24 protein-coding genes and 1 tRNA gene are annotated in these 22,023 nt (G+C 46.7%); 8 read left to right on the top strand and 17 right to left on the bottom strand.

The window, feature by feature from the left end; genetic code table 11:
- Nucleotide 1: 1 nt before the first annotated feature.
- Both ICV36_RS04465 and ICV36_RS04460 read right to left on the bottom strand, forming a co-directional pair.
- Nucleotides 2-382 (bottom strand): Smr/MutS family protein, encoded by a 381-nt coding sequence (locus tag ICV36_RS04465; RefSeq protein ID WP_251375087.1) that lies wholly within the window; start codon nt 380-382, stop codon nt 2-4.
- A 95-nt stretch (nt 383-477) separates the two neighbouring features.
- Nucleotides 478-777, bottom strand: a complete 300-nt coding sequence (locus ICV36_RS04460) for a hypothetical protein (RefSeq protein ID WP_215401381.1) — start codon at nt 775-777, stop codon at nt 478-480.
- Nucleotides 778-1,157: 380 nt separating this feature from the next.
- Here ICV36_RS04460 and ICV36_RS04455 point away from each other — a divergent pair, with 380 nt between their 5' ends.
- Nucleotides 1,158-1,703, top strand: a complete 546-nt coding sequence (locus tag ICV36_RS04455; protein WP_215401380.1) for a hypothetical protein — start codon at nt 1,158-1,160, stop codon at nt 1,701-1,703.
- Between the two features lie 84 nt (nt 1,704-1,787).
- Here ICV36_RS04455 and ICV36_RS04450 read toward each other — a convergent pair.
- The 6 genes from ICV36_RS04450 to cysS all read right to left on the bottom strand — a co-directional run bounded on the left by ICV36_RS04450 (nt 1,788) and on the right by cysS (nt 7,597).
- Nucleotides 1,788-1,882 (bottom strand) — tRNA-Ser (locus ICV36_RS04450).
- A 72-nt stretch (nt 1,883-1,954) separates the two neighbouring features.
- Nucleotides 1,955-3,205, bottom strand: coding sequence for an aspartate kinase (locus ICV36_RS04445; RefSeq protein ID WP_215401379.1), 1,251 nt, complete (start codon nt 3,203-3,205; stop codon nt 1,955-1,957).
- Nucleotides 3,206-3,265: 60 nt separating this feature from the next.
- Nucleotides 3,266-4,567 (bottom strand): tRNA lysidine(34) synthetase TilS, encoded by a 1,302-nt coding sequence (tilS, locus tag ICV36_RS04440; protein WP_215401378.1) that lies wholly within the window; start codon nt 4,565-4,567, stop codon nt 3,266-3,268.
- Nucleotides 4,533-5,504, bottom strand: coding sequence for an acetyl-CoA carboxylase carboxyltransferase subunit alpha (locus ICV36_RS04435; RefSeq protein WP_215361765.1), 972 nt, complete (start codon nt 5,502-5,504; stop codon nt 4,533-4,535). The genes tilS and ICV36_RS04435 overlap by 35 nt, the downstream gene beginning before the upstream one ends.
- A 9-nt stretch (nt 5,505-5,513) precedes the next feature.
- Nucleotides 5,514-6,176, bottom strand: coding sequence for a DNA-3-methyladenine glycosylase (locus ICV36_RS04430; protein ID WP_215401377.1), 663 nt, complete (start codon nt 6,174-6,176; stop codon nt 5,514-5,516).
- The gene (gene cysS / locus ICV36_RS04425) at nt 6,176-7,597 is read right to left on the bottom strand and encodes a cysteine--tRNA ligase (RefSeq protein WP_215401376.1); all 1,422 of its coding nucleotides are present in this window, start codon (nt 7,595-7,597) and stop codon (nt 6,176-6,178) included. The genes ICV36_RS04430 and cysS overlap by 1 nt, the downstream gene beginning before the upstream one ends.
- A gap of 87 nt (nt 7,598-7,684) precedes the next feature.
- On the opposite strand from cysS, the gene ICV36_RS04420 reads away from it, so the two are divergent.
- The 3 genes from ICV36_RS04420 to ICV36_RS04410 are packed head-to-tail and all read left to right on the top strand — an operon-like array spanning nt 7,685 to nt 9,850.
- The gene (locus tag ICV36_RS04420; RefSeq protein WP_251375086.1) at nt 7,685-8,596 is read left to right on the top strand and encodes a M48 family metallopeptidase; all 912 of its coding nucleotides are present in this window, start codon (nt 7,685-7,687) and stop codon (nt 8,594-8,596) included.
- Nucleotides 8,568-9,071, top strand: coding sequence for a peptidylprolyl isomerase (locus ICV36_RS04415; protein WP_215401374.1), 504 nt, complete (start codon nt 8,568-8,570; stop codon nt 9,069-9,071). Before ICV36_RS04420 ends, ICV36_RS04415 begins: the two co-directional genes overlap by 29 nt.
- Entirely contained in the window at nt 9,068-9,850 is a 783-nt protein-coding gene (locus ICV36_RS04410; protein ID WP_215401373.1) for a UDP-2,3-diacylglucosamine diphosphatase, read from the top strand. The genes ICV36_RS04415 and ICV36_RS04410 overlap by 4 nt, the downstream gene beginning before the upstream one ends.
- Nucleotides 9,851-9,870: 20 nt before the next feature.
- Here ICV36_RS04410 and ICV36_RS04405 read toward each other — a convergent pair whose 3' ends face one another.
- Complete coding sequence (locus tag ICV36_RS04405) at nt 9,871-10,659, bottom strand: inositol monophosphatase family protein (protein WP_215401560.1); 789 nt, start codon at nt 10,657-10,659, stop codon at nt 9,871-9,873.
- 171 nt (nt 10,660-10,830) lie between these two features.
- Between ICV36_RS04405 and ICV36_RS04400 the strand changes: the two genes are divergently transcribed.
- Both ICV36_RS04400 and cysE read left to right on the top strand, forming a co-directional pair.
- Nucleotides 10,831-11,577, top strand: coding sequence for an RNA methyltransferase (locus ICV36_RS04400; RefSeq protein WP_251375085.1), 747 nt, complete (start codon nt 10,831-10,833; stop codon nt 11,575-11,577).
- A 23-nt stretch (nt 11,578-11,600) separates the two neighbouring features.
- Nucleotides 11,601-12,365 carry a serine O-acetyltransferase gene (gene cysE / locus ICV36_RS04395; RefSeq protein ID WP_215401371.1) on the top strand — a complete coding sequence of 255 codons (765 nt, stop codon included), beginning with the start codon at nt 11,601-11,603 and terminating at the stop codon, nt 12,363-12,365.
- 96 nt (nt 12,366-12,461) lie between these two features.
- Here cysE and ICV36_RS04390 read toward each other — a convergent pair whose 3' ends face one another.
- Nucleotides 12,462-13,064 carry a peptidylprolyl isomerase gene (locus ICV36_RS04390; protein ID WP_215401370.1) on the bottom strand — a complete coding sequence of 201 codons (603 nt, stop codon included), beginning with the start codon at nt 13,062-13,064 and terminating at the stop codon, nt 12,462-12,464.
- Between the two features lie 169 nt (nt 13,065-13,233).
- On the opposite strand from ICV36_RS04390, the gene ICV36_RS04385 reads away from it, so the two are divergent.
- Together ICV36_RS04385 and ICV36_RS04380 are read left to right on the top strand one after the other, a co-directional pair.
- Nucleotides 13,234-14,358, top strand: coding sequence for a cupin domain-containing protein (locus tag ICV36_RS04385; RefSeq protein WP_251375083.1), 1,125 nt, complete (start codon nt 13,234-13,236; stop codon nt 14,356-14,358).
- Between the two features lie 111 nt (nt 14,359-14,469).
- Nucleotides 14,470-14,640: a hypothetical protein gene (locus ICV36_RS04380; protein ID WP_215392539.1), complete on the top strand. Its 171-nt coding sequence runs from the start codon at nt 14,470-14,472 to the stop codon at nt 14,638-14,640.
- A gap of 68 nt (nt 14,641-14,708) precedes the next feature.
- Here the strand turns inward: ICV36_RS04380 and bamC are convergent, their stop codons facing one another.
- The 7 genes from bamC to lpdA all read right to left on the bottom strand — a co-directional run bounded on the left by bamC (nt 14,709) and on the right by lpdA (nt 22,020).
- Nucleotides 14,709-15,854: an outer membrane protein assembly factor BamC gene (gene bamC / locus ICV36_RS04375; protein ID WP_215401559.1), complete on the bottom strand. Its 1,146-nt coding sequence runs from the start codon at nt 15,852-15,854 to the stop codon at nt 14,709-14,711.
- Nucleotides 15,854-16,726, bottom strand: coding sequence for a 4-hydroxy-tetrahydrodipicolinate synthase (dapA, locus tag ICV36_RS04370; protein WP_215401558.1), 873 nt, complete (start codon nt 16,724-16,726; stop codon nt 15,854-15,856). The genes bamC and dapA overlap by 1 nt, the downstream gene beginning before the upstream one ends.
- Before the next feature lie 78 nt (nt 16,727-16,804).
- On the bottom strand, nt 16,805-17,368 hold the full coding sequence (locus ICV36_RS04365) for a bifunctional 2-polyprenyl-6-hydroxyphenol methylase/3-demethylubiquinol 3-O-methyltransferase UbiG (RefSeq protein WP_251375082.1): 564 nt from the start codon (nt 17,366-17,368) through the stop codon (nt 16,805-16,807).
- A gap of 9 nt (nt 17,369-17,377) precedes the next feature.
- Nucleotides 17,378-18,580 (bottom strand): tryptophan--tRNA ligase, encoded by a 1,203-nt coding sequence (locus ICV36_RS04360; protein ID WP_215401368.1) that lies wholly within the window; start codon nt 18,578-18,580, stop codon nt 17,378-17,380.
- A gap of 38 nt (nt 18,581-18,618) precedes the next feature.
- Nucleotides 18,619-19,470, bottom strand: coding sequence for a 3',5'-nucleoside bisphosphate phosphatase (locus tag ICV36_RS04355; RefSeq protein ID WP_215401367.1), 852 nt, complete (start codon nt 19,468-19,470; stop codon nt 18,619-18,621).
- A 9-nt stretch (nt 19,471-19,479) separates the two neighbouring features.
- The gene (zapE, locus tag ICV36_RS04350) at nt 19,480-20,583 is read right to left on the bottom strand and encodes a cell division protein ZapE (protein WP_215401366.1); all 1,104 of its coding nucleotides are present in this window, start codon (nt 20,581-20,583) and stop codon (nt 19,480-19,482) included.
- Nucleotides 20,584-22,020, bottom strand: coding sequence for a dihydrolipoyl dehydrogenase (lpdA, locus tag ICV36_RS04345; RefSeq protein ID WP_215401365.1), 1,437 nt, complete (start codon nt 22,018-22,020; stop codon nt 20,584-20,586).
- Nucleotides 22,021-22,023 lie beyond the last annotated feature (3 nt).

Here is a 22,023-nt window from a genome sequence, read left to right as displayed (position 1 = left end):
TCTAAGCACTTCTAGCCTGTGATCCCAGTAGTAAAACTGTCATACCGGCATTCCCTTCCTTGAATCGCTTGAGATATCGTTTTAAACCTGGACGGCGTTTGAGTAACGAATGGTAAGCCTCGCTAGCATAGGGGACGTCTTCACCAAAATAGTACTCATCCACCCTGTCTGAATAGCGATTATTTTCAAGCGCATCATGAATAGCCCATTTGATTCGACCACCCTCTCCACTTGAGCCATAGCCATGAATCAGCACTATCGCCTTGACGCCCACCTCCATGGATTTGCGAAGGTAGTCCGTCAACCGATCTAGAGCCTCCTCAACCAAAGGCCCGTCTTGCTTAATATTGAGCTCAATCGTATCCGAACTTAAGATCGGCAAATTGAGAGAATCACAATGCGGACACTGATTGAACAATGCCCTCACATTCCCACAATCAGGACATTCAGCACTCCGCACTGGCTACAGACTGAATCTTAAGAGCAATACTTACCCTCAAGACTTCTCACATCGGTTAACTTGTCATCAACCATCAAATTCAAAGTCTTTTGTGCTAGATCGCGATTCTCCTGTGTCTTTAAGCTCGTATTGATTAATGTAGACACATCCTTGCGGATTGAAGTATTGCCATAACGCAAACCCTTCAAGGTTGATACCGCCTCCGCAGAGATCTTGCACTGCTGATTTACCAACGCAGAGGAATCTGACGGTGATGTATTTGCATAAGCAAACGCAGCAACGGAAATCGATACAGCTGCTAATAGAGTCTTTTTCATCTTAGTTCCTTATTTTGTGACCACACGTTGGACAACAGCCCACTTCTTTCGCCCTAGTCTTTCTGAGAGCGGCATACACACTGGATTCTGAAATTTGCATCTTTCTGGCTGCTTGAGCAGCAGTCATGCCCTTCCCCACCCATTCCAAGGCTTGATGTGTTTTTGGTATCTGTCGCTTCATTTCATCTCCCAGTTCTGACACTATATCACAACTACTGAAGTTGTGAAGTTGTGAAGTATATTAATTTACTAGTGAGATACCCTAATAGAGAAAATGGATTAAGAGATGGCCTTAGGTGTTTAGCGACCGAGGCTCAGGGGCTATAAAGACGGTGCTTAAGCTAAAAATAGTATTATTTGGAGAACTTAGGGAGCTTTATATGCATCGCATCATCTATCGAGTAGCTTTATTGCTGGCAATTTGTGCTCTAGCCGCCTGCAATATGAATGACAGAAAAATTAGCGGTTGGGAAGTGAATGACGTATATCACTCCACCATCATTACGCCAAATTCAGCAACTGGCGGAAAAACCTATCAAGGCCCTCCGATCAATACGATGGATGAAGCCAATACCTATGAAATGTTTAGCCTAAAAGCTGAGCAAGACAAGCAAGGATCAAAGACATATGAATTGATTGCGCAGTTAACGTATTTTTCACAATGGCGTTACTACGATTCAGCCACTCAAGAAGGTGCACCTGCCACAAGCTTTAAGGTAGTTGGTAGGGAAGCTGGGGCTTGTGGTGACAGAGGATGCATCTTTAGAGAAGTGGTTTCCATTCAATTGCCCGGGACATTTATCAAAGACAAAGCAAAGACGGGCTTTATCATCACTCTATCTTCCAAAACAGGTGTGAAGACAGACCTGTTTGTTCCGCCTCAATACATCCAGGGCTATATGCAGGCCGTGAACGGATTTAACTAACTATTCATGCTCAACTAACGATCATTTGTAGTTGAGTGTTAGAAATAAATAAAGGGGCCATGAGCCCCTTTATCTTTAAGTACTTGGCGGAGACGAGAGGATTCGAACCTCCGATCAGAGTTTTAGCCCCGATGCTCCCTTAGCAGGGGAGTGCCTTCGACCAGCTCGGCCACGTCTCCGTACTTCTTACTCTTACAACGCCCCACAGTTTAACGGATAACCGCTTCTAAGGGATTTATTACGCTTTTTACTTACTTCTGATCTAACTCAAACGCCTTGTGCAAGGCACGTACAGCCAATTCCATGTATTTCTCATCGATGACGACGGAGATCTTAATTTCGCTAGTCGAGATCATCAAGATATTGATGCCCTCTTCTGACAATGTGCGGAACATCTTGCTAGCAATACCAACATGAGAACGCATGCCAACACCCACCACTGAAACTTTAGAAACCTTTGGATCACCAGAAATTTCTTTTGCTTCAATGTGTGCTTGCACAGTGTTCTTCAGAATATCAAGCGCTTTTTGGTAATCCGCACGTGGCACAGTAAATGTGAAGTCTGTCTTACCTTCAACAGATTGGTTCTGAATGATGATGTCAACATCAATATTTGCATCCGCAATCGGTCCAAGAATTTGATAGGCAATACCTGGACGATCAGGAACTCCAAGAACGGTAATCTTCGCTTCATCACGCGCAAAGGCGATGCCGGAAATAACTGCGGCTTCCATAGTGCTGTCCTCTTCAAATGTAATCAAGGTGCCTGAGCTCATCTCTTCAGCTAAAGGCATCAATGGGTCTGTCAAAGAAGACAGAACCCGGGTTTTAACTTTGTACTTACCAGCAAACTCAACTGAACGAATCTGCAATACCTTTGAACCTAAGCTTGCCATTTCTAGCATCTCTTCAAAGGTAATTTTGTCTAAGCGACGTGCATCTTCACAAACACGCGGGTCAGTTGTGTAAACGCCATCAACGTCTGTGTAGATTAAGCACTCATCAGCCTTTAAGGCTGCCGCCATCGCAACTGCCGATGTATCCGAACCGCCACGGCCTAATGTGGTGATATTGCCGTTTGGATCAACACCTTGAAATCCGGTGACCACTACAGCACGACCCGCATTGAGATCCTTGAGGATCTTATCGCTTTCAATGCTCTTGATACGAGCCTTCGTGAAGGAAGAATCCGTATGCACAGTAACTTGCCAGCCAGCATAACTTACTGCGTCAATACCTTCACGCATTAAAGCCAGCGCTAACAGGCCAGAACTCACCTGCTCACCGGTAGAGGCAATTTGATCTAACTCACGTGGGCTTGCTTCGGGGTTAATTTCTTTTGCGAGACCTAACAAGCGATTGGTTTCACCAGACATCGCTGAAGGCACCACCACCACCTGGTGGCCTGCACGCATCCATTTAGCAACGCGTTTAGCAACATTGGCAATGCGCTCAGTTGAGCCCATTGAGGTGCCGCCGTATTTATGAACGATAAGAGCCATAAAACCGTCTATTTAACTATCTGTAACAAGGAAATGAATCCTTGAGGGTCTAAAAAGGGCTTATTTTACAGGGTTTTGCACCCATTCTGGGAGTACTCGCCTACCAGACGATGTTAGGTGCGGATAACTAAGCCCAATACCAGCTACGGCGATCAATTCATCGTTGATATAGAGCAAGGGTGCCTGACGCTCCCAGGGCGGTATATCAGCCTCCTGATAGAGGTTTTTGAGGGTTTTACGTGGTGTCCTAGGCTTAATCTGCATCTTCTCGGAGCCTTGACGCTCCCTAAGGCTAATTTGATTGTTTTGTTGTGCCTCTTGAACCCAATCAGCAGAAAGCCCCAATTGCTTGGAGTTGCTTGGCAATGGTTTAAGAATCCAACGCCCTTCTTCAGTGCCTGCTACTTGGAGAGCTCCACGCCATAGATAGATTTTTTTCTCATCATGTAGCCACTCAAGATTGGCACCTGGTTTAACTTTAGCAAGATCACGCCACCAAGACTGTAAGCGATCTTGAGATGGCATTGCCAACTGCTGTGTTTGAAGCCAATAGCGCAACACATTATTGGCTGCAGGTAAGTCATCATTTGCTAAGGCCAATAGCGGCAATACTTTTAGGCGAGCCTGATCGAAAATGCTTTTGCCATCTTGCTGCGCTAAGCGGTTGAGCAGTATTTGCGCTTCACTAAGCAGCTCCGCACTACGCGCCATATTGGCCAATGCTTCGGGTTGAATATTTTCTAAAGCGGGAATAATTTTTTTACGGATCGCATTACGACGATATTTTGTATTTTGATTGCTAGGATCTTCAATCCATTTGAGCTTGTGTTGTTTTGCATAAGCCTCAAGCTCTTGTCTACTCTGATTTAAGAGCGGGCGCCAAAGAGTGATGCTGTGATTGTTGAAATCCAATGTTCTGCTGTGGGGCATGCCTGATAGGCCCGCCACACCAGCGCCTCGGAGGAGTTGCAAGAGGACTGTCTCCGCTTGATCGTTCTGGTGATGCGCCAAGAGCAAATCTTCGATGCCATACTCTTCACAAAGATCAGCAAGGGCTTCGTAACGCCCTGCCCTTGCCCTTGCCTCAACATTACCTTTAGCCCCCTCGGTGGCAAGATGAAGCAGCCTAAAATCAAAATGGATCTTGTATTGTTTTGCGAGCTTCTCGCAGAAAATTAACCAGTCATCCGCCGGCTTTTGTAAACCATGATGAATATGAAAGGCATAGATTTGATTTTGATTTTTAGCTTGCGCTTTGCAAACTGTGTCGAGCAACACAACCGAATCGAGGCCGCCACTCAAGGCAACCGCAATTCGTTTTCCTAGCTTAGGACTTGGCTGTGATTTCCTTAAACTTGCCATAGCTCATCAAACGCTCATGACGACGCTCAAGTAATGCATCTACTTTCATACCGTCAAACGTTTTTAAAGATTCAGCAAGAGCTTTGCGCATATTGCTCATCATGTTGTCGTAATCCCGATGCGCACCACCAATTGGTTCAGCCACAATCTTGTCAATCAGACCCAAAGCCTTCAAGCGCTGTGCTGTAAGACCCAACTGTTCGGCGGCCTCAGGAGCTTTGTCCGCCGTCTTCCACAAGATAGAAGCACAACCCTCAGGAGAAATCACGGAATAGGTAGAGTTCTGCAGCATTAATACGACGTCGCCCATCGCAATGGCTAATGCACCGCCAGAGCCACCCTCACCGATGATGGTGGCGATGATGGGCACTTCGAGTTCAGCTTGAACATATAAGTTACGACCAATCGCTTCAGATTGATTGCGCTCTTCTGCATCGATACCAGGAAATGCGCCTGGGGTATCAACAAAGGTAAATACGGGAATGCCAAATTTTTCTGCTAAGCGCATCAGGCGCATTGCTTTGCGATATCCCTCAGGACGACTCATGCCGAAGTTTCGCAGAGCGCGCTCTTTAGTATCGCGACCCTTTTGATGACCTATCACCATGCAGGGTTGATTTTCAAAACGGGCTAAGCCACCGATGATGGATTGATCATCTGCAAAAGTGCGATCGCCATGTAACTCATGAAAGTCGGTGAACAAAGCACCAACGTAATCTAATGTGTAAGGACGCTGTGGATGACGCGCTACTTGAGATACCTGCCAAGGAGTGAGGTTGGCATAAACATCTTTGGTTAGCTGCTGGCTTTTTTCGGCAAGCGTTTTGATCTCATCGGAGATATCTACCGATGACTCATCTTGCACAAAACGCAGCTCTTCAATCTTTGACTCTAATTCGGCGATTTGCTGCTCAAAATCCAGGAAAGTCGTTTTCATAGTCTGATTTTAATATTCAACCGGAATTGGGTCGATACTTCTCCACATATACCAGGTGGCGACCGTGCGCCACGGGGCCCAATTGGCTGCCACCTCCCTAGCCTCATGGCGGCTTACAGGCTCACCACTGAAGTAATTGAGGGAAATAGCCTTAATGAGGCCAATATCGTCTAAAGGCAGGATATTGGGGCGAATCATGTTGAAAATGAGGAACATTTCGGCTGTCCAACGGCCAATTCCCCGAATGGAGCTTAATTCCTTAATAACGCTCTCATCATCCATATCCTTCCACTGATTGGCATGTAGACGCCCAGAATCGAAGTGATCCGCCAAATCACGGATGTATTCAACCTTGCGTCCCGATAATCCAGCGGCGCGCAACTCTTCCACCGAAAGTGCCAAGATATTTTTTGGTGTGACCTTCTTTTTGCTGGCAGCAAAAACCCGATTCCAAACGGATTGGGCTGCTGCTACTGAAATCTGCTGACCAACAATCGCCCTTGCCAATGTATTAAAGGGATCGCCTCTTGTTACCAAAAATCCAGAGCCGTATTTAGGAATCAGTTTTTTCAGAATACGATCTTGCTTCATCAATTCCTTGCAAGCTTGCTCCCAGTAGTCTGGAGCCACCTCTTCCAAGATCGACTCTGCTTTATCTTTAACCGCCGTCATTAAGCCCTACGCCATTCAGTTAAACCACCAGGTTTATCTTCTAAGACAATCCCCTGCTCTAGCAATGTCTTGCGAATCATATCCGCTTTAGCAAAGTCTTTTGCTTGCTTAGCAGCAACACGTGCTGCAATTTGTTCTTCAATCTGCTCCAGACTTAAACCGCTGTGATCTTTTGAGCCTGCTTGCAAGAATGCGGTGGGGTCACGTTGCAAGAAATTCAGTGAAGCACCAAGAGCTTTCATTGTGTTGGCCAGCAGTTGCTTTTCATCACCTTGGGCACGATTGACTTCACTTGCCAAGTCAAACAAGACGGCGATGGCTTCTGGCGTATTGAAGTCATCATTCATGGCATCAGCAAAGCGTTGCGCCCATGGATTACTCGAATCCAACTTAATAGCTTGGGCCTGAGAGGCTTGGGCTAATGCGGTGTAGAGACGCACCAAGCCAGAGCGAGCCTCTTCTAGCTGCGCATCGCTGTAATTAATCGGGCTACGGTAATGGGCCTTCAACATGAAGAAACGCAGAACTTCAGGATCAAAGCTTTTCAACACATCCCGAATTAAGAAGAAATTACCTAAAGACTTGGACATCTTTTCTTCATTGACGCGGATGTGGCCGTTATGCATCCAGTAATTGACAAAGGGAGCATCATCTTCTTTGCGATCTTTGCCATACAAAGCACCTTCACTTTGGGCGATTTCATTTTCGTGATGGGGGAACTGCAAATCAGCGCCGCCACCATGAATATCAAAATGCTGCCCCAATAGGTCGCAGGACATAGCCGAACATTCAATATGCCAACCAGGACGTCCTTCGCCCCATGGTGAATTCCAGCGTGTATCAGCAGGCTCTTCAGCCTTAGCACTTTTCCACAAAACAAAATCGAGTGGATCTCGTTTGCCATCACCTACCGCAACACGTTCACCAGCATTGAGTTCATCAAGCGTCTTGCCAGATAGCTGACCATAGCGTGGTAGCAAGCGCACTGCAAAATTGACGTCACCATCATTGGCTTGATAGGCTAATTCGTTTTCAATAAGCTTACCAATCATGCCTTGCATCTGCGCGATGTAATCTGTAGCACGCGGCTCTTGATCGGGATGCATTAAACCCAATTCATCAGAGTCAGCGTGCATGGCGTCAATAAACCGATTGGTTAATACGGAAATAGGTTCGCCATTCTCAATAGCGCGGTTGATAATCTTGTCGTCAATGTCGGTGATGTTGCGCACATAAACCACCTCATAGCCGCTTGCCCTAAGCCAACGAACAACGATGTCAAAGACAATCATCACCCTGGCATGGCCGATATGGCAAAAGTCATAAACCGTCATGCCACAGACGTACATCTTGACCTTGCCCGGGACTATGGGCTTAAAGACCTGTTTTGAGCGGCTAAGGGTGTTATAGATTTGCAGCATAGGGCTATAAAGGAGGGGCAAGTAGCGCCAATTTGTTAGACTGAGCGCTGAGTATATCGAATGAGCCCGTTTCACACCCCTTCCCCTATGCCCCACAACGCCCCAGCGCCACGCCCCACCCTGAATAAGGTCTTTGCCCCAGCTTTTGCAGCTTTAGCAACCCTGGCACTTCTATCGGGCTGCAGCACCCCTGCACAGCAGCGTGCCGATGCAGAAATAACGGCACTAAACACCCAGGAGATGAAGTCTGGGCAATCCACCCCCCAACCTTACCTTGGCGGATACAGCCCCACTGACCCCCCTAGACTTTCGGCGGATATAGGCTATGACCCATTAAATCCAGAGTTATCCGAAACCGTTGGCGTACCTTTCTTGTCTTTCTTGATTATTGAGCCAGACCCCATTAGCAAGAATGCAGTGCCATCGAGCGTTGAAAAACTGATCAAAGCACGAAAGTACGAAGATGCTGTAACGCAAATTAATATAGATCTGAAGAAGGCTCCTCGCAATGTGCAGCTGCGTTTTGTAAAAGCACGTTTGCAAATTGAATTGCACCAGTTTGATCAAGCCAAGAAAACGTTGATTGAAATAACACAACAGTTTCCCGAATTACCTGAGCCTTATAACAATCTAGCAGCGATTGCTGCCAATCAAGGTCAATGGATTGAAGCGCGAGATTATTTAGAGTTGGCATTAAAACTGCGCCCTAGCTATGCAATTGCTTCTGCGAACTTAGGTGAAATCTATATTCGTCTTGGCGCCCAAGCCTATGAAGATGCAGCGAAGAATGCTCAACTCAATCAACGCCAGTACTCCAATCGTGCTAAGGCACTCTTAGATGTTCTCAAGCCGCCAGCAAAACGTCCCATGAATCGCGCCCTCAATTCCACAGTGAATCCATCAGCGAATACATCGGATTCTCTACCAAGCAATAATTTATCCTCTAACCCTTTAGAAAGTAAAACCAATAATGGCGAAAGTACTCCTAAAAACCAATAAGGGTGATATCACCCTCACCCTTGATGCAGCTAAAGCGCCCAAGAGCGTTGCTAATTTTTTACAGTATGTCAAGAGCGGTCATTACGATGGCACGATCTTTCATCGCGTTATTAATAACTTCATGATTCAAGGTGGCGGCATGACTGCTGGAATGAAGCAAAAGCCGACCGGTGCAGAAATTGAAAATGAAGCTAACAATGGACTAAAGAACGATCGCTACACCGTAGCAATGGCGCGGACCAGCGAACCACACTCAGCAACCGCTCAATTCTTCATCAACGTGAATGACAACGATTTTTTAAATCACACCGCTCCAAATGCCCAAGGTTGGGGCTATGCAGTATTTGGCAAGGTGACTGACGGCATGGATGTAGTTGACACCATCCGCAAGGTTAAAACTGGTAGCTCCGGTTTTCATCAAGATGTGCCAACTGAAGATGTTGTCATCGAGAAGGCTACTGTTCTCGAGGAATGATTCCGCAATACGCGAGCGCCCTGCTCATCTCAGACTTGCACCTCACGCCGTCAATGCCTTTGACGGCACAACGCTTTTTTGACTTCTGTGAAAAAGAGGCTCCCAAAGTCGAGGCGGTATTTATTTTAGGTGATTTATTTGAGTATTGGGTGGGTGATGATGCCGCAGCATCATCTCCATTCCAACAAGAGGTTCAGCGGGCCATCGCCAATCTTTCCACCAAAGTAAAAACGTATTACCTGCATGGCAATCGCGATTTTTTAATTGGTAAAAACTTTATCAAAAAGACTGGCATGACACTTTTGCCAGATCCAAGCGTAGTTGAAATTGCTGCACAAAAATGGGTGCTCGCTCATGGCGATGCTCTATGCACCGCAGATCATGGCTATCAACTTTTTCGTAGCTGGGTCAGAAAACCCTTGGTACAAAAAATCTTCCTAAGCTTGCCACTCAACTGGCGCAAGGGCATTGCACAACGCCTGAGAACCAACAGTCATAGCCAATACCAATCGCAACAACTATCCACAACACAGCAACGCAAGATGGATGTGACAAAAGAAGCTTGTGCTGCTGCATTAAGAAATCAAACTGGGAATAGATTAATTCATGGGCATACCCACATGCCCAAGCATCACCAAGAGTCTTTTGGTGAACAAAGTTGGCAACGCTGGGTTTTATCTGACTGGGACCTAGATCACCCTGAGAGCGGTCGACCCAGGGCAAGCACCCTACTAATTGATAGCGCTGGTACTCGCTATCTCGACCTGATTAAGCATTAATCAGGTCCACTGCCTCGACATTAAGACGCTGAATATTTAGACAGCGTTTGCACCATCTGAGCAAAGATGCGCGGATTAGCTGCCATTACCTCACCACTCTTGAGGAAGCCTTCTTCGCCGCGATAGTTGCCAATTAGGCCGCCTGCCTCAGTGATCAACAAGGCGCCTGCAGCCATATCCCAAGGCTTGAGATCACTTTCGAAGAAACCATCGTATCGACCTGCTGCGACATATGCCAAATCTAAAGAAGCAGCACCTGGGCGGCGTAAGCCGGCACATTGGCGTGACATCTCACCAAAGATTTTTAGATATTTATCGAGATCCTGATCTTCACGGTATGGAAAGCCAGTTCCCAACAATGCATTAGCCAAACGATCTTGTGTAGCAACGCGCAAACGACGACGATCTAAGTAAGCGCCAGCCCCACGAGTAGCGGTAAATAATTCGTCACGGGTTGGGTCATACACCACAGCTTGTTGCGTTACGCCATTAACTGAAAGCGCAATTGATACCGCATATTGTGGAAAGCCATGAATAAAATTGGTGGTGCCATCTAATGGATCAATGATCCAAACATTTTCTGCATCCGCATTGCGCTCGCCGGTTTCCTCAGCCAAAAATCCATGGGTTGGATAGGCTTCACTCAGCGTTTCAATAATGGCCGCTTCTGCAGCTTTGTCCACCTCAGTTACGAAATCGTTGTGTTGCTTACGGTCAACCTGCAAGCGCTCCAAATTCAAAGAAGCGCGATTGATGACTGTTCCAGCGCGACGGGCGGCCTTTACGGCCACATTTAACATGGGATGCATAGTATTGATGGACAAATTAAATAAGAACAAGCCCCTTGCAATGCCAACAATTAAGGTAAATTGCATGACAATACGAAGCTAACAGATTGATTCTAAACGATTCGCATCATTTACTCTGGATTAAGTCCCAATTACAAACCCCATAACCCACTCCACAGCACATTGATGAATATGGATACCTCTACATTGATTCGCTGGATCCTAGTCGAAACAAGCCACCCCGGGAACGTGGGTTCGGCTGCTCGCGCCCTCAAAACCATGGGCTTTAGCGACTTGCGACTCATTAATCCCAAGATCAAAAGTATTGCAAGCAGCCCTGATGCTATCGCCCTAGCCAGCGGTGCCGCAGACATCCTAGAGAACTCCTCTGAAAGCAACTCTTTAACTACTGCTGTGCAGGGATGCTCCCTAGTACTAGGTCTTACTAGCCGAGATCGGGAATTCGGGCCTCCCGCCCTAGATTGGGAAAGTGCCAGGACGTTGGTAGCGCAAACAACTGCAGGGGGAGGAAAAATTGCCCTGCTCTTTGGCCCCGAAAGAACAGGCCTTGATAACGATGATTTAGCGTTGTGTACGCACCGCGTGTGGCTAGATGCCAACCCAGCCTACCCATCCCTAAATCTCGCCCAAGCCCTGATGGTTTGTGCATACACCCTCAGGGAATCATTTCGCAGCAAGTGCCTAGATGCAAACTTACTGGCAAACCGCCAAGAAATGGCCGATTATGCCGATCCAGCCGCCGTGGCAGCCATGTTGGAGCATTGGCGTGAAGGCTTAGAGGCCATAGGCTATCTAGACCCCGCCAACCCCAAAAAACTGATGCCGCGTATACAGGCCTTATTTGCACGTAGTCGACTCCAGAAGGAAGAGATTGATCTTTTACGAGGCATTGCAAAACAAATGCTCCTGAGAAAATAAGCACATCCCGTTAAAATCAATTTATGACTATTTCCCTTTTCGACCAAGTCGACTCGATTATTGCCAGAGACCCAGCAGCGCGAAATCGTCTCGAGGTGATCACCTGCTACCAAGGTCTGCATGCAGTCTGGCTGCATCGTGTTTCTCATTTTTTATGGAATCTCGGCCTCAAATGGATAGCACGTGTACTGTCTATGTTTGCACGCTTTCTGACTGGTATTGAAATTCATCCGGGAGCAAAGATTGGTCGCAGAGTTTTTCTAGATCATGGACTTGGCATTGTCATTGGCGAAACCACAGAAATTGGTGATGACTGCACAATTTATCAAGGCGTAACTTTAGGTGGCACATCCCTCTATAAAGGTGTGAAGCGCCACCCTACACTCGGCAAAGGTGTTGTGATTAGTGCAGGCGCTAAGGTACTAGGTGGATTTACTGTTGGCGATGGCGCACGCGTTGGCTCGAATGCGGTTGTTCTCAAAGAAATTCCGCCAGGCGCAACTGCTGTTGGTATTCCAGCACGCATATTGCATCCAGATTTACCGCAAAGCCCTGATAGCAAAACGAAAGAATATTTTTCTGCTTACGGTGTTACTCCAAATGTAGACGATCCTGTATCGATGGCACTCAAAGGTTTAATTGATGCCACGATTGAACAAGAAGCCAAAATAGCTGCGCTTGAACGAGCGCTTGCGAAGTTCAGCAATACACCAACTAGCCCCGATGCATCTGGTTCGAGCGATACCAAGCGTGATTTAGATGCCATTAAAGAATGGCTAAAGGAATAGTCATTCAGGGGTCACGCAGGACTAGCTCGAAACTTAGAACCCAATAAAAAAGGAATAGCGCACTATTCCTTTTTTTTGTTTCAGTGGTGGCATTCATTAATGCAAAGTATGCGGACCAGCACTATCACCACCTAATGCACCACCCGGAAAATCTTCCTCATCATCGCCATCGTCATTAGGCATGCCAAATGAAAAGCTCTCGCCGCCCTCTGGGTGGCGGTTTTCAATCTCATCATCTGTGGCAGCCCGAACGTCTTCCACCTGGACCCAAAAACGCAATGCCATTCCCGCCAAAGGATGATTGCCGTCCAAGACCACTTGATTATCTGCAACATCAGTCACGGTGTAGATTAATGGCTCATCATCCATATCATCTGCGTCATCTGCTGCAGCATCTTCTTCTGCATCAGGCACACCCTCGAACTGCATTCCCACTTCTAAGGGCTCTGGAAAACGAGTGCGGGGTTCGATCTTCAAAAGCTCAGGGTCATACTCACCAAAGGCCTCGTTAGGCTCCAGCTGAATCGTGGCCTCGTAGCCAATATCTTGACCATCTAAGAGGGTCTCAATTTTAGGAAAAGTACCTTCGTAGCCGCCGTGCAGGTATACCATCGGAGAATCGGGTTCTTCGATGACATTGTTTTGCGCATCGGTTAACTTATAACGAAGGGATACGATGGTATTTTTTTCAATCTTCATGCGGAATTTGTCAAACATTCGTTTTTAATCAGTTTCTAAAAAGCACTTACCTTTTCACTTTATGACCTCATTTTACTTGAGCAAGCCCTATGAACCGCCCCAGGCCCCTCCAAAGCTCCCAATAGCTGAGCCTTGGGCATTATTTGGCGGGATTAGCCCTAATCAGTTTATGACACGCTATTGGCATAAAAAGCCTCTTCTCGTCCGTGGGGCCATCCCAGCATTCGCTTTATCTGCTCAGAATGGGGAGCCCTTAGATAGCCCCATTCCCTCGCATGAGCTACTCAAATTTGCCCTGCAGGACGAAGTGGAATCCCGCTTAGTGAGAGCCAAGCCCTGGAGTTTTAACCAAGGGCCATTTTCCAAAAAGGCAATTCCGTCGATTGAGACACCGGATTGGACTCTGCTATTTCAAGGAATGGATGCGCATCACCCCAGCGCCAACAAAATACTCTCGTGGTTTCGATTCATTCCAGATGCTCGCCTAGATGACCTCATGATCAGCATTGCTGGCATTGGCGGAGGCGTCGGCCCCCATTTTGATTCTTATGATGTCTTTTTAATACAGATGTCTGGCAGAAGACAGTGGAAAATTTCAGAGCAAAAAGATTTAAGCCTCAATCCCAATCTTCCATTAAAGATTCTGCAGAACTTTAAAGCAGAGCAAGAATGGGTTCTCGAGCCGGGAGACATGCTCTATTTACCACCTCATGTGGCGCATGATGGCATCGCACTTGATGCGGGCTGTCAAACCTGGTCCGTTGGATTTCGCTCTCCCAGCTTTAAAGAATTGCTGCAAGAAGGTTTATGGCGCCTCGCCGAATCTTTGGAAGATATTCCGGAGCTCGAGAATAAGTTTGCAGACCCAAAGCAAAGAGCAACTCTAGAAGCCGAGCAACTGCCTGATGAACTCATTCAACAACTTGCAGTAAAAGTGAAAGAACTGAAATTAAATCAAATTGAGGGTTTTTTACCGGGCATTACAGCTTATCTCTCAGAGCCCAAACAACAAGCCTTTTTTACTGGTCCTGAGGATGCGCTAAACCCAAAGGCATTTACAAAACAATTGGGCTCCAAATTGCTTATACCCCAAGCGCAAACCCGGATTTTAAGTCTAGGAAAGCAGGTTTATTGCAATGGAGAGCTGGTAACCCAAGGGCAAACTCCGGCAGCCGTTTCGGCCTGGCAAAGCCTTTCTGCCAATAAGTTTCTGAAGGCCAATAAACCGCAAAATCTTGATAAATCCAGCCTTTATGAGGCTTACTTAGCTGGATGGCTGATTTTTGAGCATTGATGATGGAGATGGATATAATTAATACTGGAAACTACCTAGGGATAATCCCTTGGAGCTACCAAAAAAACAATTACCGGTAATTGTTGTTAATTTTTTTAAAGGAATTTACAAATGAAGAAGTCACTCGTATTCGCTGCTATGTTAGCAATCGCCTTGGCCGCTTGCGGTAAAAAAGAAGAAGCAAAGCCTGTTGAAGCTGCTCCTGCTGCTGCTCCAGCTGCTCCTGCTGCTGAAGCACCTGCTGCTGCTCCAGCTGCTCCTGCTGCTGACGCTAAGAAGTAATCTTCTTCATGAAGAAAAAAAGCCGCTGAAAAGCGGCTTTTTTATTTGCTTCATTAAATTACACAGCCCTACCGCGTTAACTGCTCAGTCAACATTGTCAACAGCTGGAATCCGGCAGGCGTATTCTCAGGTTTACCCTCGGCATTTTGCACATAAACATTGGCAGAGTTTTCACCAGTGCTCTTCACGACAACTTGATATTTTTTTGCTTTCAAGCTGGAATCGTCCTTACTACTAAAGAGATTAGAGAAGAAACCTTTGGTGTCGCCCAAGTCCTTAGGATTAACGTAGCGCACGTAATAAACACCATTGGCGCGATTGCGATCCTCAACAGTGAAGTTCGAGCGATCCAGCGCTAAACCAACATCACGCCAAGAGCGATCAAAGCCTGCACTCAACTCAATATAAGCCTGATTACTGCCCTCTTGAACAAACTTCGCTTTTGGAGTTTTGGGGCCCAGCGGCACGGCAACCATGGCTTTAGCTTGCTCTTGCGTCATACCCAAGCGTTCCATCAATCGAGCCAAAAACGCTGCCTCTAACTCAGGATCATTGGGTCTAGCAGTCCAGATTGTAGAAATACAATTTCCAGTAGAGTCCGTTGTACATTTTTCAATCGCACCGCGTTGCGTAATGTAAATTTCGGTCTCGCCAGGTTTTGAAACTTCTAAACGCGTTTTGTATTTATCGCGCTCGCCAGTGTCGTAAATAGAATCAATTGCGCCACCAACTGTTGAACGTATCCAGTCTTGGGCGATCTTTGCGCGATTTTCAGCCCAATCAGTTTCCATGATGCCAGTGGATGGAGAGTCCACTACCAACAAGAATCCATTCTCCTGCCAGAAATCTTTTACTTGTGGATAGAGCTCAGGGGCTGGTTTCTCAACCACTAACCAGCGACGCTCACCATCCCGTGCAATCCGCATACCCGGAATTCCGGTCATGACATTGCTTCTCATCTGTACCGACTTCTTAACGGCCGCATTGTATTCAGACATCGTTGCTGTGCCGTCTTGAACGATATAACGACGATCGGCCTGGGCGGTAATTAAGTCAGGGGGGTAGGACAAATTAGGGCCGCGGACTGCGCCTGCACTCTTATAGTCAACAGTGTCATTGCTGGTGACTGATTTACAAGCTGTTAATGTCGCAGATGCAATAACCACCAATGCGAATATCGATAGATATCGACGGATTAATTGAAGCAAATTCATCATATTAGGTTGGCCTGTTTTAAAGCTGCCTTCAAAGGCTCGCGCAAAGAATTGCTTAAGGGTGTTAATGGCAAACGAATACCTGCAGTAATTTTGCCCATCTCATGTAAAGCCCATTTCACAGGGATTGGATTTGCTTCCGTGAACATGGCTTTGTGAACTGCAATCAATTGATATTGGATTTCACGGGTGCGCTTAACATCATCAGACATTGCGGCTACACAGAGTTCATGCATTAAACGAGGTGCAATGTTGGCTGTAACTGAAATATTGCCCTTACCGCCCATCAACATCAACATGGCAGCTGTTAAGTCATCACCAGAAAATACGGAGAAGTCTTGATAGCCTGCACGCTTCAAATCATTGATCAACAAAGTGCCACGCTCCAAACTACCGGTAGCCTCTTTAATACCGATAATGCCTGGCACGCCCGCCAATCGGACCACAGTATCGCCAGCCAAGTCAGCAACTGTTCTGCCAGGAACGTTATACAAAATTACCGGCAAATCTACTGACTCCGCAATCTTTTTAAAATGCGCATACATGCCCTCTTGCGTAGGCTTGTTGTAATACGGCACCACTTGCAAGCTGGCATCAGCACCAACCTGTTTAGCAAATTGAGTTAATTCGATTGCCTCAATGGTGGAGTTGCCGCCAGTGCCCGCAATCACGGGAATGCGTCCAGCAATCTGCTCCACGGTCACGCGAATTAATTCGCAGTGCTCTTCAACCGAAACTGTCGGGGATTCTCCACTGGTTCCAACAATCACAATCCCATCAGTACCCTCGGACACATGCCAGTCCAATAAAGAACGCAGGCTAGCAAAATCTAAGCTGCCATCCTCAAACATGGGGGTCACGATAGCTGGCATGCTGCCAGCAATAGGCTTTTTGCTACCTTTGGAATGCGCTGTATTGATCACCGAATATGCACCGATTTTTAAGCTGTCTTAACCCTGAAATTGTAACGGAATGCGCTGTTTTAGCTCACCTTTTACCGCACACAGGCGCTGAACCATAGCTGGTTTGGGCTGATCCACGTAAATATCCTCATATGCCACCACCCTAAGCCCATGACGAGAGGCAAAAGCGAGCAATTCCCCCGGATTTAGAAGGAAATTAGGGTTCGAAGGTTTGCCAAAATCTCCATTTCCTAGGGCGAAGGTTTCATAAATTAGGACACCCCCCTCTACTAACATTTTGGGTAATTGATCTAGGTGTGGGCGATATAAGTAGTTGGTTACCACGATGCCACTGAAATCCGAGCCCATCAGAGGCCATTTTTCCTGCTCAAGATCAAAACAGGCGCTGGAGATCAGGGGGTTGTTCATGGACTGAACCACGGAGATATCTTGATCTACCGCTAAAACCTGATAGCCGGCATTAGCTAAATACGCTGAGTGTCGGCCAGAGCCACATGCAAAATCCAAAACAATCCCATCTTTTGGAATCAGCGGAGTAAACCGCTTAACCCAAGATGATGCATTGGCAATCACGTCATGCGCATTAGGCAAGATCAGTCCTCAATCGTAAGCTAGACCCATAGATTCGCGAACCTCACGCATCGTTTCTTGAGCAACCTTACGGGCTTTATCGCAACCATCAGCAATGATGGAGCGCAACAAACTCGGATCATCAAGGTATTTTTGAGCGCGCTCAAACATGGGCTGTTGTTCCGCCAGGATTGAATCAATCACAGGCTGCTTGCACTCTAGGCAACCGATACCGGCTGACTTACAACCCTTATCAACCCACTGCTTAGTCTCTTCATTGGAGTACACAGTATGCAGCTGCCATACTGGGCAACGTGCTGGATCACCAACATCAGTTCTGCGAACGCGTGCAGGGTCGGTTGGCATCGTACGAATCTTTTTAATGACATCTTCTGGATTTTCACGAATGCTAATAGTGTTGCCATACGACTTGGACATTTTTTGACCATCAATACCAGGCATACGTGAAGCTGTTGTCAGTAAGGCTTGCGGTTCAGGCAGAATAATTTTTCGAGCGCCCTCCAGGAAGCCAAAGAGCCTTTCACGGTCAGCCATGGACAGACTTTGCGATTCTTGCAATAAAGCCTTGGCCTGCTCTAGCGCCTCATCATCTCCCCGCTCCTGAAATGCCACACGCAGTTCTGCATACATCTTGGCTCGTTTGCTACCTAACTTTTTCACGGCCTCTAATGCTTTTTCCTCAAAGCCGGGTTCACGTCCATACAAGTAATTAAAACGACGGGCTACTTCACGCGTCATTTCTACATGCGGTACCTGGTCCTCACCAACCGGTACAAATTGTGCTCGGTAAATCAGAATATCGGCAGCTTGTAACAAGGGGTAACCCAGAAAGCCATAAGTTTGAAGATCCTTTTCCTTGAGCTTTTCAATCTGATCCTTATAGGTAGGAACACGTTCCAACCAGCCCAATGGGGTTCCCATGGATAGCAACAAAAAGAGTTCAGCATGCTCAGGCACTTTACTTTGGATAAACAAAGTGGCTTGATTGGGATCTACTCCAGTTGCCAACCAGTCAATCACCATGTCCCACACCGATTGTTCAATCACATCTGGTGTTTCATAGTGAGTAGTTAATGCATGCCAATCGGCTACAAAAAAGAAGCAAGGATATTCGGACTGCAAGCGTACCCAGTTCTTTAAAACACCATGGTAGTGACCTAGGTGCAAATTGCCGGTTGGGCGCATGCCAGAGAGAACGCGTTCAGCAAACATCGGATTTCTTTTTCTTAGTGGTTAATTGGTTTAGGTGATTAATGAAAAGCAGACCATACCGGAGTGAGATGATCCGGTAGATGTGGCAAGCTGCCTAGATCAATATGGCTCTCGTTTGGGTCATGAAAATCGGAACCCCGTGAAGCCAAAAAGCCATATTGCTGCGCAATGTTTGCAAACGTTTTATATTGATCAGGGCTGTGGCTTCCAGTAATCACCTCAATCGCCAGGCCTCCAAGATCTTTAAAGCGCTTGTAGAGCTCATCCATTTGCATAGCATTGAGTCTACTGTAGCGGCCTGGATGGGCAATCACCGCAACGCCGCCAGCTGCCTTAATCCAGTGAACGGCATTATCCAAACTAGCCCATTGATGAGGAACGTATCCCGGCTTGCCTTCAATTAAGTAATTCTTAAATACATGCTCAGTATTTCGACATACGCCCTGCTCAACTAAAAAGCGAGCGAAGTGTGTTCTGGAAATCAATTCATGATTGCCTGCAAAGTGCAGCGCACCTTCATACGCACCAGGAACCCCGACTTTCAGCAACTGCTCAGCCATCAGTTGAGCACGATTCGCACGACCGGCGCGCGTCTGACGCAAGCCTTCGATAATTCCAGCATGTTCTGCATCGATACCCAGACCGACAATATGAATCGTTTCACCCATCCAGGTGACAGAGATTTCTACGCCAGCAAGATAATCTATCTTTAATGTTTTAGCAGCCTCACGAGCACGTTTTTGCCCGCCAAGCTCATCATGATCGGTAAGTGCCCACAAATGCACCCCATTAGCTTTGGCGCGCTCAGCCAATTCTTCAGGCGTCAAGGTGCCATCAGAAATCACTGAATGGCAATGCAAGTCGGCATTAAGGGGTGAAAAGCTGCTCATGACCCTATTTTAGGTCAAGCTGGTATCAATTACCCGGCGCGGCGCATCCAGGTAATCGCGAGACTGCATCTCGATCAAACGGGACACCGTTCTTGAGAATTCAGCGGTAATTTGACCTTCCGTGTATAAATCCGGGGCCGGGACCTCTGCGGAGATGATTAACTTGATCTTATGGTCATATAAAACGTCAATTAACCAGACAAAGCGGCGCGCCTCATTGGTCATTCTGGGAGGCATATAGGGCACACCAGACAGAATCACCGTATGAAACTGGTTGGCGATTTCTAAATAGTCATTTTGCGAGCGTGGACCGCAGCACAGAGTTTGAAAATCAAACCAAACTACTCCATCAGCCATATGCAAAGGGCGCAATTCACGAGACTCAATATGAAGAACTGGATTGGGCGTTTCTTTTTGGTTACCAATCAATGTATGAAACATTTGACCAAGCGTTGCCTGAGTCTCTGCATTTACTGGCGTTAAATAGGCTTCAACTTGAGCCATTTGAACGCGGCGGTAATCATTGCCCGCATCCACATTTAATACATCCAGTTTTTCTTCCAATAATTTAATAGCCGGAACCAATCGATCACGATGCAAGCCATTTGGATAGAGTTGGTCGGGGCGATAATTTGATGTCATCACAAATTGCACGCGGTCGGCAAAGAGCGCATCAAGTAAGCGATACAAAATCATGGCATCAGCGATGTCATTGATATGAAACTCATCAAAACAGATGAGGCGATAGCGATGAGAGATGCGCTTTGCTAATTCATCCAGAGGATCGGATAAGCCTGATAACTCATGGAGTTCACGATGAACTTCGCGCATAAATTCATGAAAATGAATGCGGATTTTCTTTTCTAATGGAGAGGCTGCATAAAAGCAGTCCATTAAGAATGACTTTCCACGACCTACCCCACCCCATAGGTAAAGACCTCGAGGTAGCGTTGGTTTAAATATCTTTTTTTTGAGCGTATTGCTACGAATTTCTTTATAGGCAATCCATTGATCTTCACATTCCTGAAGACGCTCTACAGCACGAAGCTGCGCGGGATCACTTTGATACCCGCGCGCTTTTAACTCTTGTTGGTAAAACTCAATGGTTTTCAATTACATATTTAATGCACGTGAGTCTGTCGCTAACGCTGCTTCGCGCATCACTTCAGACAAACTTGGATGTGCATGACAGATACGAGCAATATCTTCTGCTGCCGCTTTGAATTCCATCGCAACCGCTGCTTCGGCGATAAGGTCAGAAGCATTGGCGCCAATGATATGAACGCCAAGAATCTCATCCGTTTTCGCATCAGCCAATACTTTGATGAAACCATCAGCACGACCCATGCCTAAAGCACGGCCGTTAGCAGCAAATGGGAACTGACCTGCTTTGTAAGCAACGCCAGCCTCTTTAAGTGCTTGTTCTGTTTTACCAACCCAGGCAATTTCAGGATCGGTATAAATAACCCAAGGAATGCAGTTGTAATCAATATGCGGTTTTTGGCCGGCAATCACTTCTGCAGCTAACACACCCTCATCTTCTGCTTTATGAGCCAACATTGGTCCGCGAACTACGTCACCCACGGCATAAACACCAGGCGCTGCAGTTGCACAAGTATGGTCATCAATTGGAATGAAACCACGCTCATCCACTTTGAGACCAATCTTATCTAGACCTAATTTATCGGTATTTGGTACGCGTCCAACAGAAACAATCAAACGGTCACATTCCAGCTTGCCGGCTTTACCAGCGCTATCGGTGTAATTGACTACTACACCCTTCTTGTCCGCTTTAACGTCGCCAATTTTTACGCCAGTATTAATACTCAAGCCTTGCTTAACAAAAAGCTTTTGAGCCTCTTTAGCAATACTGATATCACAAGCGCCCAAGAATGAAGGCATAGCTTCGAGCACAGTCACTTCAGCACCGAGACGACGCCATACAGAACCCAACTCCAAGCCAATAACGCCTGCACCAATTACGCCTAATTTCTTAGGGGCAGACTCAAACTTCAAGGCGCCTTCGTTATCGCAGATCAATACGTTGTCTACAGTGATACCTGGAAGATGGCGCGCTTTAGAACCAGTTGCAATGATTACATTCTTTGCAGTAACAGTTTCTTTATCTTTGCCATCAATTTTGATTTGATAGCCATCAGCACCCTTACCTTCAAACGAAGCGTGGCCCTTTAACAAAGTGATTTTGTTCTTGCGGAACAAGTACTGAATGCCGCCAGTCATCTTCGTAACGATGTCATCTTTGCGGGCAATCATCTTCTTAGAGTCGATGCTCACAGCACCCACTTTAATACCGTGATCAGCAGCATGATGATTGATTTTCTCAAATTCTTCAGATGATGCTAACAATGCTTTAGATGGAATACAGCCAACGTTCAAACAGGTGCCACCCAAACGTGGCTCGCCCTTAGGATCGTCATAAGAACTTGATTCTGCGCAGGCAACCTTGAAACCGAGTTGCGCTGCACGGATTGCGGCAATGTAGCCACCAGGGCCACCACCAATTACTACTACGTCAAAAGCTTGGCTCATGAT

The organism is Polynucleobacter sp. MWH-UH35A, from assembly GCF_018687075.1.
Classification (GTDB): domain Bacteria; phylum Pseudomonadota; class Gammaproteobacteria; order Burkholderiales; family Burkholderiaceae; genus Polynucleobacter.
The sequence above is the reverse complement of the archived record's forward strand: the minus strand, read 5'-3'. Positions and strand labels throughout refer to the sequence as shown.